Genomic DNA, 16689 nt, shown 5'->3' on the forward strand with positions numbered 1-16689 from the left:
AATGAAACCGAATTGGCAGCAAATTCCCGTATTTCTCGCCGTCAAAACGGGACGACTATGCCAAGTCGCGATCCTCGAACAGAATGAACGCCATCAGAATGGCTGCTGCCGAATAACAGGCGCAGTAGATTGCGGAATAGCCAAGATACACCGGTGGCACAATATCCCCGGTTGCGACGGCAGCACTGATATTAAACAGGTCAAGTGACGGAAGTACTGTCGCAATCACCCTCGCCATAAACGGCACAAACTCGATTTTCAGGGCACCACCCTGCACGAGTAAACCGGTCAGGTGGCCAACCACGAAGATCGCAAAACAACTGGTGAGGTTCACAACCATCGGAAGCCGGGTGGAAATCGCCACACTGACAGCGGTCAACACCGCGATTTCCATGAACAGCAGGCCGATGCCGGGCAATACCTGGTAGACTTCCACGATCCGCTCGGCATGGGGAGGAATATCTTTCGAGCCTTCCTTCGCGTCATAGCTGACCTTGAAGTAAATCAGCACCAGAAAAACCGTGATGACGGGCAGCATGTACCACAGGACGGCCTGGAGGATCCCGATATATTTGCCGAGCACAAACTGGCGGCGATTGATCGGCTTTGAGAGCAGCGTCATCGCCGTCTTACCTTCGATTTCATCCGCGACGCTGGTACTGGCCGTCCAGACAGCGATCAACAGGCCGGTGATCAGAATGGTGGCCAGACCGCAGTCCTTCACCATCTTCACGTCCTCACCCAGTGAGAAAAACGGAAGGACGTAGTTGAGCAGCAGCACAACAAGAGCTAAAGCCATACACAACAGGAAGATCGGTTGTCGCACCGCCTCTTTCGTCGTGGCCCGCGCGATGATCCCGGCCTTCGTGCCGTAAGAAAAAATCAGCAGAGCCACCAGGAGCGCCACGCTGATCAGAATCGCAGGCAGCCAGTTATAGGAACCCCGCTGGGTGGCATCTTCCGCAGCCAGCAACAAAGCGGGTAACAGTGACGATGACAGCATGAACAACCTCGCGGAAACAAAACAGAACAAGCGTAGACCGAGCTTCACCGCGATCGAAAATCGACCCGGCGGCGGTGTGTACGTCGATCCTGATCAATTTGTTGGACCGAAGCCGCCAATGTAACGCTGTGAACCGCCGAAGAAAACTGGCGGCACCGATTTGTGAAAGTTTTCGCGATGCAGAGGGGAATTGCGCGTCAGCACCAGCACATCTGCTGGCGGCGACACATGCCAGATGGCTGGCCCCAAGACGAAACAATAAAAGACAGAAACGATTGATTGCAGAAAAACCCGCCTCGGCTGCTCAACCCACTTTCGAGCAACCGAGGCCAGAGGCTTTACAGTCCCCAGCCCAACTCTGTTGTCGTACCTTCGATCTCAGACCTGATTAGAGGTGCGAGAGATCAAAGCTCATTCACGTAGTACAGCGGCATCTGAATGAAACGCTGCTGCCGTTCCCGATCGCTGAACAACCAGATCCGGCCTCGCCAGGTCACAGCCATCCGAGGATCACCCTTCCCGGATTCGGTCCCTTCACGAGAACTGACAAGACACTGACCGTTCGCAACGGGCCAGTACTTTTCTGGATTAGCCAGGAATTTCTGGCGACGCTCATCCGACTGGAAGCAGATCAACTGACCCCGATGCTCTGCAACAAATTCAGGTGAACCACGCTGAACGCGACTTTCTTCCAGGATACTGACCAGACAGTAGCCGTCGAAGCCAAACGAGACCGCATTGACCGGCGAAAGGGCCGATGCCGGTTCGTCGGTGGCGACCAGCGTCCGAGCCGACGTGCCGGAACTCCCCAGTGAGTTCAACACATTGACCAGTTCACTCGCCGACTGAAACCCCGACAAACGCTTCTGGATCGAAAGATCGGGTGAAATCACCAGCGTCGTTGGATAAGCCTCGATCCCCAGTCCGCTGACCAGATCAGGCTGTTCATCCGCATCAATCATGTAGGGCACAAATTGCGACTGGACAACTTCAATCAATCGAGAATCATTGAACGTCAACTGCTTCATTTGCCGGCACGGACCGCACCAGCTCGCTGTCACCGAAACGATGAGTGGCTTCCCGTCACGGTTCGCTTCGTCGACTGCCTGGCGATATGAGGCCCTCCAGTCGATCGCGCGTCCCCGCTCAAATCCCTTGAGCTCTTCGGCCTGTGCCACTGTCGCCAACAGGGCGACGGAGAACAGGCTGCTCCACAGGGCGTACATCCTGCCCTGTAAAGCATTCTTCATTTGCAGCATCTGCATACCAACCTCCTGGGCCGAACAATCGTTCTCAGTTCATCCATGTCGATTTCAGGTCCCCCGGAGACTCACGGCCCACACCTTGTTGCCGTCCGGACTGAAACGAGGTCAGAAGGATAGTAAGGGGGGTACGACAGTGCTACGCAGCCCTACACAAGCAACCTGACAGTATTGTAAGCCACCCAAATCACGGGTTGACATTGTCCAGAAACTCCCTCTCGCTCGAAGATGCATTTCCCCCTCGCACGATCAGCACAGGAAATCTCTTCCCCAGACCACAGAATCTCTGACTTATCCGGGTGCTGAAGTCCGTTCCGGCCAGTTCCGCCGATCAAAAAATCGCCGTAAATTGACGGAATGTAAGATTTTACGGCCCAGCGAACTTGTGCGAATTACTCCATGCGGATGTGAGCACGACTTCCAGTTCGCACCGTCCCACTGAACAGTCCGATAGCCTTGGTAGACCTGACCTCTTTCTGCTGCTCGCGAAGAGGACAACGGAGTGAGTACGAGATCGCCAGCGACGTAGCGTCTTCCGCCTTGAGTTCTTCACACTCTCTGTGAAGTGAACCCCCGGAGGAAACGCCCATCCGCGACGCGGCGACCCATGGCAGAAAAAGCCTTCTAATCCAAAGGAGTAGTGAATGTTGGGTCTAAGACGAGTTCGGTTTGTCGACATCGGCACAGGATTGTCGATGATGTTCGGCACAGCGGGGATGCTGGTGGCAGGTGCCCTGACTGCTGCCGAAATGCAGTGCACGCCAGCTCCCGGCTACGCTTCGGGAGTCCCGGTTTGCAATGATCAAATTTTCGCAGACGCGGCCGCTCGCCTGAGAGGCCTGTATGCCGGTTTGCAAGGCGATGGTGGCTCGGGCCCGGCATTACCAGCACCCGCCTGCGGCGTCGGCGGCTGTTCGAGCGACGGAGAGGGAAGTGGCGAAGAGACTCCCAAATGCTGGACTCTGGTCGACCTCTTTGAAGATGACTGCGGCAACAACCACCTGACCGACAACGGCTACAACATCGGCGGTAGCCTCGCTCAGAGCTATACCTGGAACTGGCAGAACCCCAGTAACGGATGGAACGGCCCCGTGACCTGGACCGACCAGGCCAACCAGTACCAGCTCAACCAGTTGTGGATGTTCGCCGAAAAGGCGACCGATACCTCGAAGAACGACTGGGATATCGGGGGTCGCGTTGACCTGCTGTTCGGTACCAACGCCCGTCTGGCAACCTCGACCGGTCTCGAAACCCCGAACCTGAACGGTCCGGGAACCTATGGACTGGCGATCCCCAGCCTGTACGCGGAAGTGGCGTACAAGAAACTGAAAGTGAAAGCCGGTCACTTCGTTTCGCCCGTCGGTTACTTCACCATTGATACCTCACAAAACTTCTTCAATACGATTCCTTACACCTATCAGTGGGGGGAACCATTCACCCACACCGGTGTGGTGGCAACATACGAATTCAGCGAGAACTTCATCGCCAGCAGCGGCTACATCCAGGGCTGGGACAACTTCGACGGCCACAACCCCCACATGGGATACCTGGGCACCTGGGCTTACACCTTCCAGGACAAATCCAGCCTTTCGCATGCCGTGTTCCTGACACAGGAACCGAACTTCAACTTCGAGTTCACACAGCGCTACTACCAGTCGGTTGTCTACAGTAAACCGATCAACGAAAAATGGACATATGTCGGACAGACCGACTTCGGTACCCAGCGAGATGCGACCATCAAGGGCGAACGAGCCAACTGGTACGGTATTGACCAATACCTCTACTACAAGGTCAACGAAAAATGGACATGGGGTGTGAACTTCGAATGGTGGCGTGACGAAGAAGGCTACCGAGTCGCTCAGTTCCTCCCCAGCAACCTTCCCAGCGGTATCACGGGCAACCCCAATGGTACCACCAACCTGCCCGGGGGCTATCAGGGTGACTTCTACCAGCTGACCGTTGGACCACGCTGGTACCCCAAAGGGACCCCCAATCTGTTCGTCCGACCTAACCTGCGATTCGACTGGTTCGACGGCAACATCAACCGTGACGTGAACCCCGCCGGGCTCGCTCCGTACGATGCAGGAACCAAAAACAACCAGGGACTGTTCGTCACCGACGTCGTCTGGATTTTCTAAGCTGAGCTGACACGCCCGACGAGACAACTCTGATTTTGCAACGAGCCGCACGAAGAGCATTTCTTCGCGCGGCTCTCTCCATTTCACCTCTTATGAATCCCACTCTCCCTCCTGGAACGCCCGCAAGCCGTTCACGTCAGGCGAGGCCAATTCAACCAATTTGGAATCACCACTGAACGCCAATCTCGGTCCACTGAGGCAAAGTGGTCGACTCCCGGCGAACGGGGAGGCCTTTCTCAAACCTGTCACATTTTTGACCAGTCCCCTGGGAAGGCTGTTTTGATTTTTCTCTCATCGAAATGACTTGTTTCTTGCAAACGGCTGCCGATCAGACTACAAAATTTTTGCATTTCTTTTGCTGCCAAAACTTTAGCGAGATCCTTTTCCACCGAAGAAGATTTGGTGGATTTGTAATTTCTCTCTCGAACGAAGGCCCACCGGCCGATGAGGCATTGTTGCCATAGTGAACCATTGACGAAGAGGCCAAGCCTCATAAGACGATTCTGTCTGAACAAAATTGTCGTGCTATGATCCTGATTCTCCTTGATGAACGTTTTTCGTTTTCGCACTTGAGTGCATGATTGTCGCTTGTTGACATGTTGATGTGGAATGGCCGAGCTGTTCAGGCTCGAACCCCTCCACTGGGCCCATCATTTTCAGGAGGCGAGTGTGAGCACTAGCCAGACCGACACTCCGCTTCCCAATTCCGTCGCCTCCCCGGATCTGCTGTGGGAGAATGCGGCCGTTGTGCTGAAGGGGATCGGACAGGTTTTCTTCCAGGAGAATGCCCTTTCCGGACTTCTGTTCGTGATCGGGATCGCCTTCGGCGCTCCTCTTGAGGCAGTCGGTGGCGTCGTCGGGTCATTGATCGGGTTGGCCACCGCCCGTACGCTCAAATTTGATGAAGGCGAAACCAGGGCGGGTATCTACGGATTTAACTCCGCACTGGTGGGCATGGCGACGTTTTTCTATTTTCGCCCCGGACTCGTTTCACTCCTTCTGCTGCTTGTGGGCTGCGTGGTCGCCACACTCCTGACACGCTGGATGCGACATTCGCTTCCATTTCCCACCTACACGACCCCCTTTATTGTGACGACCTGGGGCATCTACTTCCTGGGCCGGTCGCTGGGCGCGGTCCACGTTGACCCGGGTGCTCCGCTGAGGGATGTCGGTGTTCTTTCTGTGATTGCCCATGGAATTGGACAAGTCATGTTCCAGGGGACTCTCTGGGGGGGTGCCTTCTTCCTGCTGGGAATCGCGATCAGCAACCGGACGCATGCTGTTTGGGTTCTCCTGGGGTCGGTGGTGGGAATGCTGGTGTCCGCCTACCACGCCACTGCGGGTTCTGACGCGCTGCATATCGAGAGACTTCTCGAGCATGCGCACTCTGACAACATCGCTTTAGGCCTCTATGGGTACAACGCGACTCTGACTGCCGTCGCACTCTATCTGTGGCGAAAGTCGGTCATTCCCCCCTTGCTGGGAATGATCCTCTCCGTGCCCGTGACGGAACTCATCCCCACATTGGGGCTTCCGGCCCTCACGGCCCCCTTCGTGTTGACGACCTGGCTGGTCATGTTGCTCGGTTGGACCGAAGCAAGTTTGTTGAAAAAATCAGCGGCATCCCCCTCCTGATCACCGGGTCCTTGTGCCGGGGCTCTCAGGTATTTCTATCCGAGGAATGAAACGATGAATCTGCTACCTCAAGAACGTGACAAGCTGCTGATTTACGTGGCAGCTCAAGTAGCCCGCGATCGCAAAGCGCGCGGACTCAAATTGAATGTTCCCGAATCGGTCGCCTTGATCACAGCGGAATTGATGGAACTCGCCCGTGACGGCAAGTCAGTTGCCGAGATCATGAGCAGTGGACGCGAAATCCTCACTCGAGATGACGTGATGGAAGGTGTTCCGGAAATGGTCACCATGATTCAGGTGGAGCCAACCTTCCCGGACGGAAGCAAGCTTGTCACCGTTCACGAACCCATTCGTTAAATCACCTTTCGTCCACTGCCGTCTCCCGGCATTCCTGGTTAAGAACTGTCCCCTGCCAAATTTTTAGAGAGGCCTCCCATGATTCCTGGTGAGTACATCCTTGATGGCGAAGACATTGAGCTGAATAAGGGACGTCCGATCACGACAATCACGGTCAACAACACGGGTGACCGACCCATTCAAATTGGTGCTCACTTCCACTTCTTCGAAGTCAATCGCGCCCTCGTCTTCGATCGATCGCTGGCTTACGGGAAGAAACTGGACCTCCCCAGCGGAACCTCCGTTCGTTTCGAACCAGGTGATGTCAAAGAAGTCAAACTGATCCCTTATCTGGGCCACAGGGTGATCTACGGATTTAACGGATTGGTGATGGGCCGTCTGGATGATCCCTACACCCGTGAATGCAGCATGAAACGCTGTATTGAGCAGAACTTCGGACACAAGCCAGCCGAGCCTGAAGGGCAGGCGAAAACCGCCAAAGCGACCAAGCCGCCGAAGTCATCCAAGTAGTTCTGCTGCCGCAGCAATGACTCCGTAATGGCGCCGCCACCTGGCCACTGCACTCCCGACGAACCAGTTCGATCCTCCAAAATTTGATTTGCTGAAGGGACTCATCCCATGGGTACAAGACTTTCCCGCCAGGCCTATGCAGAGAAGTACGGACCGACGACGGGCGACCGGGTTCGGTTGGCCGACACCGAACTGATCATCGAAATCGAAAAGGACTATACGTCCTACGGTGAAGAGTCCGTGTTCGGAGGAGGTAAGTCGATCCGCGATGGGCAGGACCAGTGCCCTCTCGACGAACCCATGAGTCCCCCTCACTGCGATCTGGTGATCACGAATGTGGTCATCATCGATCACTGGGGAATTGTGAAAGGGGATATCGGAATTCGCGATGGCCGGATCGTGGCCGTAGGAAAGTCGGGCAACCCACTGGTTCAGGACGGCGTTGACCCCCGTCTGGTCATCGGCCCTGGAACAGAAATCATCTCGGGCGAAGGAAAGATCGTCACCGCAGGGGGGATCGACTCGCATATCCACCTGATCTGCCCACAGCAGGTCGAAGTCGCCATCGCCACCGGCGTGACCAGCATGATCGGCGGGGGAACAGGCTCTGCATCCGGGACATGGGCGACGACCTGTACGCCAGGTCCCTGGAACATCATGCGGATGCTGCAAAGCTTCGAAGCGCTCCCCATCAACATCGGCATCATGGGCAAAGGCAACGGCAGCCTTCCCAAACCGTTGAAAGACCAGATCGAAGCCGGTGCCTGTACGCTCAAGCTGCACGAAGACTGGGGGACTACTCTTGAAGTCATCGACAACGCCCTGAATGTGGCCGACGACTATGACATTCAGATAGCCATCCATACCGACACGCTGAATGAATGCGGTTTCGTCGATGACACCATCGCCGCGTTCAAGGGACGCACGATTCATACCTTCCACACGGAAGGTGCCGGGGGTGGTCACGCTCCCGACATTATGAAAGTGGCCGGTCAGGCTAACGTGCTGCCCGCCAGTACCAACCCCACACGTCCCTTCACCCACAACACGATCGACGAACACCTCGATATGTTGATGGTCTGTCACCACCTGAAGAAGTCGATTCCCGAAGACGTCGCTTTCGCAGAAAGCCGTATTCGAGCGGAAACCATCGGTGCCGAAGATGTCTTTCACGACCGCGGCATCATCAGCATCATGAGTTCCGACTCACAGGCCATGGGTCGCGTGGGTGAAATGATCCTGCGAACCTGGCAGACCGCACACAAAATGAAGGTGCAGTTCGGCCCGCTTCCGTCAGACAGTTCGCGCAACGATAACGAACGCGTCAAGCGATATGTCTGCAAGTACACTCTGAATCCCGCCATCGCTCACGGAATCAGCCATTGTGTCGGCAGTATCGAAGGGGGCAAGCTGGCAGACCTCGTCCTTTACGAGCCAAAGTACTTCGGCATCAAGCCGTTCCTTGTGCTCAAGGGTGGTATGATCGTGATGGCTCAGATGGGTGATCCCAACGCCAGTATCGCAACGCCCGAACCGGTCTACATGCGACCTCAGTTCGGTGCCTTCGGTCGGGCACTCTCCAAGACCTGCGTCTCGTTCGTCTCCAAGGCCTCGATCAATGCCGGCATCGGCGAGAAATACGGCCTGCAGCGAGAACTCGTCGCCGTCGAAAACTGCCGTAACATCGGCAAGAAGAACATGGTTCGCAACGAGGCCACTCCTGATATCCGCATCGACGCCGACACGTATCAGGTGTGGGTTGATGGTGAAAAGGTCAGCAGCGAGCCGATTGCCACGCTGCCGATGACACAGCGATACTTCCTGTTCTAAACGATGGCCTCTGCGCCAGCGGTTACTTGACGACGATTACGGTCTAGCCCAGGAAAACGATGAACCTCCGTTTGCTTCAGATTTCTGATTCGGCGTTGCCAATTGGAGGCTACACACATTCCTGGGGACTTGAAGGAGCCATGGGTCGCGGGATCGTCCATGATCCCGGGACCCTGGAAACGTGGACGCGTCGCTGGCTGAAGACCTGCCTTGGTCCATTGGAAGGGGTCCTGGTCGCAGCCGGCTGCCGTGCCGGTAAAAATCGCGACTCGGCCACCTTACGGCGACTTAACCGTCAGGCCGAGGCATCCATTCTTCCCCCCACTGTGAGGAGCGCCAGCCGAGAAATGGGCGAACAGCTCCTTGCACTGGGGGCAACGTGGGCCTGGAGCGAAGCAGAACTCCATGCCTGCCTGTCAGGAACGGGTGAAGAGCTTCGCGGCTGGCATCACTCAGTCGCCTTCGGGCTCATGGGTGCCATTGCCGGGGGAGAACCCACGGACGTCCTGACCGCCTATATGAATCAGGCCGCACTTGGCATGATCGGCGCCGGAGTCAGGGCCATTCCGGTCGGCCACACACACGGACAACAGGTGCTGGCCTATCTTCAAGACGACATTGTTGAGCTTGTTGCGACCCTCGTCGATCGCGACGCCGAAACAGCCGGTGCCGGTTGCCCCTTTTATGAGGTTCTTTGTGATGAACAGACTCGACTTTATTCCCGCATGTTCCGGTCATGAAAACGGCCTCGAACCGCGAGAGATCTTCCATCCCCGACGACGTGGCCAGCGACGACTGTCCCGTCTGGGACTTCGCTTTCATCTCCCTTACAACGACGAGATGGCCAGCGGACGAAGCCGCTTTGCGGTCAACAACCGAAAAACATTCACCCTGGGTGTCTGTGGTCCAGTGGGATCCGGCAAGACAGCATTGCTGGAAGCCCTCTGTCACGCCCTGTGGCCAGAGATCAATCTGGCCGTCATTACGAATGATATCTATACGCACGAAGATGCCGAGTTCCTGTCACGACGCCAGGCACTTCCACTGGAACGCATCATGGGGGTGCAAACCGGGGGTTGCCCGCACACGGCGATTCGCGACGACGCCAGCGCAAACCTCAGTGCGATCGCCAATTTCGAGCGGCAGATTCCCGGACTGGAACTGGTCATCGTGGAATCGGGTGGTGACAACCTGACGGCGGTCTTCTCTCGCGAACTGGCCGACAAGTTTATTTTCGTTATTGATGTTGCCGAAGGCGACAAGATTCCACGCAAGGGGGGGCCGGGGATTTGCAACAGCGACCTGTTGGTGATCAACAAGATCGATCTGGCACCGCACGTCGGAGCGGATCTGGAAGTCATGCGCCGCGACAGCCTGAAGAATCGCGGGGAACGCCCCTTCATGATGATCAGCATTCGGCAAAAAGAAGGAACGGAGAAAGTCGTCCAGTGGGTACGCGAGCAATTCGCATTACACGTGAAGAAGTCCTGACACCACCCGAATTCGCTGGACTGGAATCGATCCATCACCCTGCGGGGCGGGTTGGTGGAGCACGAATCGAACTGGTTCAATCCGGCAACGCGACGCGACTGGGGAGCTGCTACCAGCAGATCCCCGTCCGGGTGCTGCCGCCGTTTGTGTTCGGATCAGAACACGCGTCCTTGCTCTACGTCATCAACCTGACAGCCGGGCTGATGGATGGCGACATCCATCACCTGGAAATCGTCGCACGTAGCGGCACACAGGCGGTGATCACAGGTCAGTCAGCGACGAGAATCCATCCTGCGCTGAAAAGCTTTGCCTCACAGCAGTGGACGATCGACGTCGAGGACGATGCCTGTCTGGTGGTTCTGCCGGGACCGAACATCCCCTTCGCGGGGTGCAAGTATTACCAGCGAGGTCGCGTCAATCTGGCTCCTCGAGCCAAACTGATCTGGGGGGATATCTGGCTGCCGGGGCGATACGAACGGGCCGAAATTTCTGAACGTTTTCAGTTCAATTGTATCGTGCAGGACTTTGAAGCACGCCGTGCTGGCGAACTGATCTACCGTGACCGATTCCGCTGGGACGGCCCCTGGTCGACGGAAGAAGCGAGCTGGTACTTCGGGGGCGAGCTGGCCTGCGGCAGCCTGTTCATCGGAGGTCCGCTACCGGATTCCCTGCCGGAACCCAATCCCGCTGCCGGACGCTCTGTCTTTCCGCTCGGCACCGAGGGAACATGCTTCCGCTGGTGCGGTGATCCTTCCGCCGTAACGACCGACCTGGTCAGCCTCTCCATGCACATCGCCGCCGCGTGGAAATCGGGGCCACAGTCACCACCGTGGCTGCTGAATTCCTCCAGTCTGTCTCCAAACCACTGGTTCATGAGTGCCGATGACTGGAACCGCGGCACCACCCCCGTTGTCGCCGAGGAACTGACTTAGCAGTCCCTCAAACGAACAGCCAGCTCGAGGGAAGGCTCATCTTGGACCTCCCTCGAGCTGGAGTTTTTACTTCGGAGTTCCGCGCACGGTCATCACAAGACAATCGATCAGTGGGACCGCGCCACGCCCGTCTCAGAATTTCACCAGAGCACTGATACCACCCGTCAATTGATTGTGGTTCGTATGTGCTCCTCCGACACCAAACGCTGCCCGGTCGGCGAAGTCGCCCCGAATTTCAGGGCGGATTTCGAGGTACTTATTGGGGTGCCAGTTCGTACCCAGAGTGACTTCGGAGTAATTGGCTGCGACTCCAGTACGAGTCCCCTGAACGTCATCGAACCATTCCACCCGCAGCAGGGCATCAACCTCGGCATTCAGGTGCAGGATTCCGATGGTGTAAAGACCGTACCATGATCCGGTTCCGACCGGTGTGTTCCGGTCCCACCCCATATTGTTCTGCACGACCTGCGTGAAGTATCTGCTCCAGGCATGCTGCAGTCGAATTTCAACCGTGGTGTTGAAGTCACCACTCATTCCTGGTGCAGCGAAAATGGCGTCCGGACCTGCATAGACGGAGCCCGTCAGTCGAGTCCGTTTTTCCGGGGTCAGCCAGTAGTTGAACTGGCCGATATAGCAGTACGAGTTATCACTTCGCAGTGTATAGAACGTATTAGCACCTAATGTAATACCATTCCAGATATCGAGCTGATCGTTCACGTGCAGATTCGTTAAAAGCCCGGTGAAGGCGCCGTCTTGTGAATAGAAGAACTGATAATCACTGGAGTAGAACGGACGGTACGGAGCGAGAAAGCCATTGTAACCGATGATCGAATTCATACGGCCAATTTTGACATCCATCCCCTTTTCCGTCAGGATCGGCAAATGGGCAGAGATATTCAAATCTCGGAAGTCCTGACTGAACCGCGTGTTGTCTGCGTTGCCAATCCCCCCTTTGGGCTGACCGAGTGCCGCATCCGCCCCCGCGAAGTAGCGAATATTGAAACCCAGGTCGAATTGATCCTGCTTCAACGGCTTCTGAATCACCAGGCCGATCTGGTCCACCAGCAACTCATTTCCAAACCGGTTCTGACGTGGCTGAACAGACAAGAGTCCAGACCCTGATGAGGAACCGCTGTACCCGGTCTCGAACCAGCCGAAAGTCCGTATCCCGCTGTCGCCGAACAGGTTTTTCATCCCCAGTTCGTTCATCAGGAAACCGACATCACTGACGGGATGTGGTCCCAGCGGCTGACTGACACGTGCCCCGGCGACTTCTTCGGCAAGTTCAGCAGGAAGCGAATCGTTCTCCAATCCGTAGGCCGCGTTGCCGGCGATCGATTGCGGAGAAAAATAAGGAGATGCCTGAGAAAAGGGAGCTGGTTCCACCGGCGAGTCGTACAGAAACTCCTGCCCCAGGCCTGACGGCCCTGTAGACAAGGCTCCCCCCAGTAGCAACGCTGCAACAGACTTCTGCCACAAGCGGGTTATCGGTTTCATTCGTTGCATCCTTGCAAACGCCAGGTTCTAACCGCCTTGCATCCCCTCTCTCGATCACCACGGCAAAAGTTGAGCGGGTGCCGGATCTCATCTCTTTTGATCACTCGGTCAACGTGATCAGGGACCCCCGCCGCGAAGTGCAAACGCAACGTGTAATCCACTGCTCAGTAGTATCGGAGCAACTTTGCACAAAAGATCCGAGCATCTCCTTTTGCACACAAAACAGACAGGTCCCAAACAGTCTGCGCAGCTTCACTCACCGAACATTTCTCCGCTCATCATCCGAGAAGAACGCTCGACGGTCGGAATTTATTCAGGAAGGCGGAGTCGGCTGAGCGGCAACTCTCGCAACGGACGCCGGAATTCCGTCACATTGCGGACGGAATTTCGACGACGACCTTACCGAAGACGTCGCCCCCGAGATGCTTGAAGGCTTTCTCGACAGAGTCCAGCGGGTAGGTGGCACAGACGATCGGCCGAATCTGCTTACTGTTCATCAACTCAACGAGCGCTTTCCACGAAGACTGCGCTTTGGGGGGCGAGTCATCCGTCACCAGGACCCCGTGAATCGAAGCCCGCTTAAACATCAGCGAGGGGAGAGGAACCACCGATTCGACTCCCGCCAGAAGTCCCACCACGCTGACCCGGCCATGCACCCCCAGCAGATGGATCGATGTCGCCAGTGAAGGCCCCCCGACATTCTCCACGACAAGAGAGACTCCTTTAGCTCCGATCGCGGAAAAGATCTGGTCCTTTAACTGGGGATGGTCCGGAGCAAACACGTGACTGGCACCAAGCCGCTGTAGCTTTTGCCGTTTTTCTTCCGAGCGAGACAGTGCCACAACTCTGGCTCCGAGTGCGCTGGCAAGCTGCACGCAGGCCAGCCCAACACCACCAGAAGCCCCTGTCACAACAACGGTCTGACCCGCCTCGAGAGCGCCCACATCGAACAGGGCCTTCCACGCGGTCTGATAGGCCAGTGGTGCGGCCGCCGCTTCCACATCACTCCAGCCCCTGGGCTTGCGGGCCAGGTTCTCGGCCGCGAGCCACTGCTGCTCACAAAGCGTCCCGTCGCGGAGGTTCGAGGTCGATGTCTGCAGCGCAACAACTTCGTCACCGGGTTGCCAGCGCCCTGTAGAATCTCCCTGAATGACCACTCCACAGGCGTCCCGGCCGGGAAGAAAGGGTGGCTGAGGCCCACCCGGGTATTTTCCTTCAATCTGAAAATTGTCAGCCGGGTTGAGTCCCACCGCCCGGATCTCGACCAGAACTTCCTCGGGACGCCCGACCCTCAGGTCCACTTGTTCCAGCCGCGTGTTTTGCCAGCCACCGGGAGAAGATGTCACAAGTCCCTTCACAAGGAATCCTTTCGAATCAGGATTTAAGACGCTGATTAATTTGATGAGAGATCAGCCGTTCGACGATCTCCTTGGGAGTTTCATCCCGGTTTAACAGGCCAGCATGAGGAAACCGGTGAGATTGCCCGTCTGACAGGTGGGGCAGCAGCACACCCGCTACCCGCTGCTTGGCCACGAGCAGATCCAGCATCGACTCAATCCAGCGCGCCTGTATCTTTTCATTGCCCGGTGTTGGCCAGGTACGGGGATTGACCTGAATGTCTGGCAGAGCCAGCTCGTCCGGCTCGGAACTCGACGGACAAACCAGGGTCACGAAAATCGGAATGTCCAGATTGGTCCACGTGTCGATCAAGCGCGAACACTCCAGCAGATCGCGCTGTGCCGAACCGTGCGGGCGGTAGCCAATCGCGACTTCCAGATTCACTCCCGACAGGCCGACACCGGAACGAATCAGGGCATCGACCATCTGAATGGGAGAAAGTCCGTGAGAACCACGTGACTGGTAGTCCCCCCACGGCTGATCAACTCGCACAATCAGGTGCGCATCCTCGTCTACCTGTCGTGCCACGTCGAAGACACGGGCAGTCAGCGTCAGACGGCTTTCTTCCGAGAGAGTCAATGCACCACCGGTGTTCATCCGGGTACAGACTTCCCAGGTATGGATTCGCCCGAAGTATCGGGCAATCGCGGTCTCGACAAAATCGCAGACGAAGCTTTGCAGATTGAAAACGTCCTGTTCCCACAACGCCAGCCAGGGGGGAAGTCCACCTGGCCCGAGATCAATCAGCGGTCCCCCGCGAATCATCAGCTTCTGCTGTTCGCACCACTCGACCCGCCGGTCGGTCGCGTCCCAGTTGTATTCTCCCTCGACCGCTTCGATGGTCGTCCAGGGGATGGCGACGGTCGCGGAATGAAAGACATTGTTGAAGTGAACGGTCCCTTCCGGGGTGGGAACGTCTCCGTCGAGTTCGCAGCCGATCGAAACGGGAAGCGAACCAAATCGTTGCAGTCGCCCCGCCAGCGCCTGGGCGCCGTACGACCGAGTCAGGATTTCAGCCGCCTCGCAAGCATGGCGAATCGCTTCCTCGGCCAGTTGGCTGGCCAGTTCGGGTTGAGACTGCGATGCGGCAGCACGCGAGAAGCTCTGATGGGCGGCCCGGTTCGGTCCGCGGAATTCTTCGGGAATCTGAAGTCCGGCGAGTTCCCACTGGGACGACTGATTCCGTACCTGAACAATCTTACCGCGAGCCAGTTCCACCGCGAGCAGGTAAGGTTCTTCCCGTTCAGGCAGCGAGGCGGTCGGAATGACGATGCGACCATAGCCGGGAACGGGCCAGGCCACATGGAATTTCACGCTTTCCGACGAACTGCGACGGCATTCGATAATGTTATCGACGATTTCGATGCGAGTCGAAAAGATCCTGCCATCAGCACCCGTCAAATAACCCGCGTGAACCTCTGGCCAGTCGTTTACGAGGCTGGCGGGGTAGACGGCAAAGCGAATCAACCCCATCGCGGCTCCGGCCTGCTTCATCAAGAGGAAAAAATCGGTGCACAGAAGTTCTACAGGAAACGATAAGTCTATGCTGATTTTGACTTCGCAATCAATGACACAGACGCACCCGCCCAGAAATTAGGAACCGAGCCTGCCTCCCTGGACCAATCAGCGAGTGTAGTCCCGGCTTGCGGGTTGTTCAAGAAGCTCGCCTTCTGGTAGCCTTTTTGCAGTATTTCTCCTGCCTCGAGATGGAACTGATCTGCATCTGATGAGCCCCGCACCCCTCAATTCGCCCCTGCTGCAAAGCCAACTCCCCGGTCTGGAACCAGGTCGAGGAAAAGTTCGCGACGTCTACGACTTCGGTGACCGTCTGCTCATCGTCGCCACGGACCGGATCAGTGCCTTCGACTGGATTCTGCCAACCGGGATTCCCGACAAGGGACGCGTCCTGACGCAGATCAGCAAATTCTGGTTCGACCGCCTGGGTGTCCCCCATCACTTGCTGTCGATGAACCCGGAAGATGTTCCCTTGCCAGCAAAGACAGATATCGCGTCGCTGCAGGGGCGCAGCATGGTGGTCAGAAAGACCCGTGTCTTCCCGATCGAATGTGTCGTTCGCGGGTATCTCTCGGGATCAGGATGGAAAGAATACAAAGCCAGCCAGACGGTCTGCGGACTGAAACTTCCTGCCGGCCTGCGCGAAAGTGAACGGCTCCCCGAAGTCATCTTCACCCCGGCGACAAAGGCGGAATCGGGTCACGACGAGAACATTCCGTTCGAACGCATGGCCGAGATCATCGGCTCTGATCGGGCGGAACAGTTGAAGCAGTTCAGCCTGGATGTCTACACAAAGGCCGCCGAGTTCGCCCGGTCCAAAGGGATCATTATCGCGGATACCAAATTCGAGTTTGGCGTGATTCATGACCAGATCATCCTGATCGACGAAGTCCTGACTCCAGACAGCTCTCGCTTCTGGCCCGCAGACCAGTATTCACCCGGTGGAGCTCAGCCAAGCTACGACAAACAGTTTGTGCGTGACTGGCTGGAAACCACCGATTGGGACAAGAACAGCCCCCCTCCCGCACTTCCAGAGGACGTCGTCGTCAAGACGCGGGATAAATACATCGAAGCATACGAACGCCTGACGGGAACGACGTTTGCCTGGAAATGAGTCGCCC

15 protein-coding genes are annotated in these 16689 nt (G+C 56.7%); 9 read left to right on the plus strand and 6 right to left on the minus strand.

Annotation, left to right across the window (positions count from 1 at the left end; all coding sequences use genetic code 11):
• Positions 1–55: 55 nt before the first annotated feature.
• On the minus strand, positions 56–1003 hold the full coding sequence (locus ACGY09_RS12125) for an ABC transporter permease (protein WP_373649988.1): 948 nt from the start codon (positions 1001–1003) through the stop codon (positions 56–58).
• A 404-nt stretch (positions 1004–1407) separates the two neighbouring features.
• Complete coding sequence (locus ACGY09_RS12130; RefSeq protein WP_373649987.1) at positions 1408–2268, minus strand: DUF255 domain-containing protein; 861 nt, start codon at positions 2266–2268, stop codon at positions 1408–1410.
• A 641-nt stretch (positions 2269–2909) separates the two neighbouring features.
• Here ACGY09_RS12130 and ACGY09_RS12135 point away from each other — a divergent pair.
• Positions 2910–4403 carry an outer membrane beta-barrel protein gene (locus ACGY09_RS12135; RefSeq protein WP_397571709.1) on the plus strand — a complete coding sequence of 498 codons (1494 nt, stop codon included), beginning with the start codon at positions 2910–2912 and terminating at the stop codon, positions 4401–4403.
• A 245-nt stretch (positions 4404–4648) separates the two neighbouring features.
• Here the strand turns inward: ACGY09_RS12135 and ACGY09_RS12140 are convergent, their stop codons facing one another.
• The gene (locus ACGY09_RS12140; protein ID WP_397571710.1) at positions 4649–4897 is read right to left on the minus strand and encodes a hypothetical protein; all 249 of its coding nucleotides are present in this window, start codon (positions 4895–4897) and stop codon (positions 4649–4651) included.
• A gap of 175 nt (positions 4898–5072) precedes the next feature.
• Between ACGY09_RS12140 and ACGY09_RS12145 the strand changes: the two genes are divergently transcribed.
• From ACGY09_RS12145 to ACGY09_RS12175, 7 genes are all read left to right on the plus strand, one after another.
• Entirely contained in the window at positions 5073–6038 is a 966-nt protein-coding gene (locus ACGY09_RS12145; RefSeq protein WP_397571711.1) for an urea transporter, read from the plus strand.
• Between the two features lie 54 nt (positions 6039–6092).
• On the plus strand, positions 6093–6395 hold the full coding sequence (locus tag ACGY09_RS12150; protein WP_373649983.1) for an urease subunit gamma: 303 nt from the start codon (positions 6093–6095) through the stop codon (positions 6393–6395).
• A gap of 78 nt (positions 6396–6473) precedes the next feature.
• On the plus strand, positions 6474–6905 hold the full coding sequence (gene ureB, locus ACGY09_RS12155) for an urease subunit beta (RefSeq protein WP_373649982.1): 432 nt from the start codon (positions 6474–6476) through the stop codon (positions 6903–6905).
• 108 nt (positions 6906–7013) lie between these two features.
• Positions 7014–8735 (plus strand): urease subunit alpha, encoded by a 1722-nt coding sequence (ureC, locus tag ACGY09_RS12160; protein ID WP_397571712.1) that lies wholly within the window; start codon positions 7014–7016, stop codon positions 8733–8735.
• A gap of 59 nt (positions 8736–8794) precedes the next feature.
• On the plus strand, positions 8795–9475 hold the full coding sequence (locus tag ACGY09_RS12165) for an urease accessory protein UreF (protein WP_397571713.1): 681 nt from the start codon (positions 8795–8797) through the stop codon (positions 9473–9475).
• Positions 9476–9575: 100 nt separating this feature from the next.
• Positions 9576–10226: an urease accessory protein UreG gene (gene ureG / locus ACGY09_RS12170; RefSeq protein WP_373653846.1), complete on the plus strand. Its 651-nt coding sequence runs from the start codon at positions 9576–9578 to the stop codon at positions 10224–10226.
• On the plus strand, positions 10184–11158 hold the full coding sequence (locus ACGY09_RS12175) for an urease accessory protein UreD (protein WP_397571714.1): 975 nt from the start codon (positions 10184–10186) through the stop codon (positions 11156–11158). The genes ureG and ACGY09_RS12175 overlap by 43 nt, the downstream gene beginning before the upstream one ends.
• A 132-nt stretch (positions 11159–11290) precedes the next feature.
• Here ACGY09_RS12175 and ACGY09_RS12180 read toward each other — a convergent pair whose 3' ends face one another.
• The 3 genes from ACGY09_RS12180 to ACGY09_RS12190 all read right to left on the minus strand — a co-directional run bounded on the left by ACGY09_RS12180 (position 11291) and on the right by ACGY09_RS12190 (position 15547).
• Complete coding sequence (locus ACGY09_RS12180; protein WP_397571715.1) at positions 11291–12655, minus strand: outer membrane beta-barrel protein; 1365 nt, start codon at positions 12653–12655, stop codon at positions 11291–11293.
• Positions 12656–13023: 368 nt separating this feature from the next.
• On the minus strand, positions 13024–14013 hold the full coding sequence (locus ACGY09_RS12185; RefSeq protein ID WP_397571716.1) for a zinc-binding alcohol dehydrogenase family protein: 990 nt from the start codon (positions 14011–14013) through the stop codon (positions 13024–13026).
• 16 nt (positions 14014–14029) lie between these two features.
• Positions 14030–15547, minus strand: a complete 1518-nt coding sequence (locus tag ACGY09_RS12190) for an endo-1,4-beta-xylanase (protein ID WP_397571717.1) — start codon at positions 15545–15547, stop codon at positions 14030–14032.
• Positions 15548–15779: 232 nt separating this feature from the next.
• Here ACGY09_RS12190 and ACGY09_RS12195 point away from each other — a divergent pair, with 232 nt between their 5' ends.
• On the plus strand, positions 15780–16682 hold the full coding sequence (locus ACGY09_RS12195) for a phosphoribosylaminoimidazolesuccinocarboxamide synthase (protein WP_397571718.1): 903 nt from the start codon (positions 15780–15782) through the stop codon (positions 16680–16682).
• Positions 16683–16689 lie beyond the last annotated feature (7 nt).

This window comes from Schlesneria sphaerica, from assembly GCF_044336245.1.
GTDB classification, from domain to species: Bacteria; Planctomycetota; Planctomycetia; order Planctomycetales; family Planctomycetaceae; genus Schlesneria; species Schlesneria sphaerica.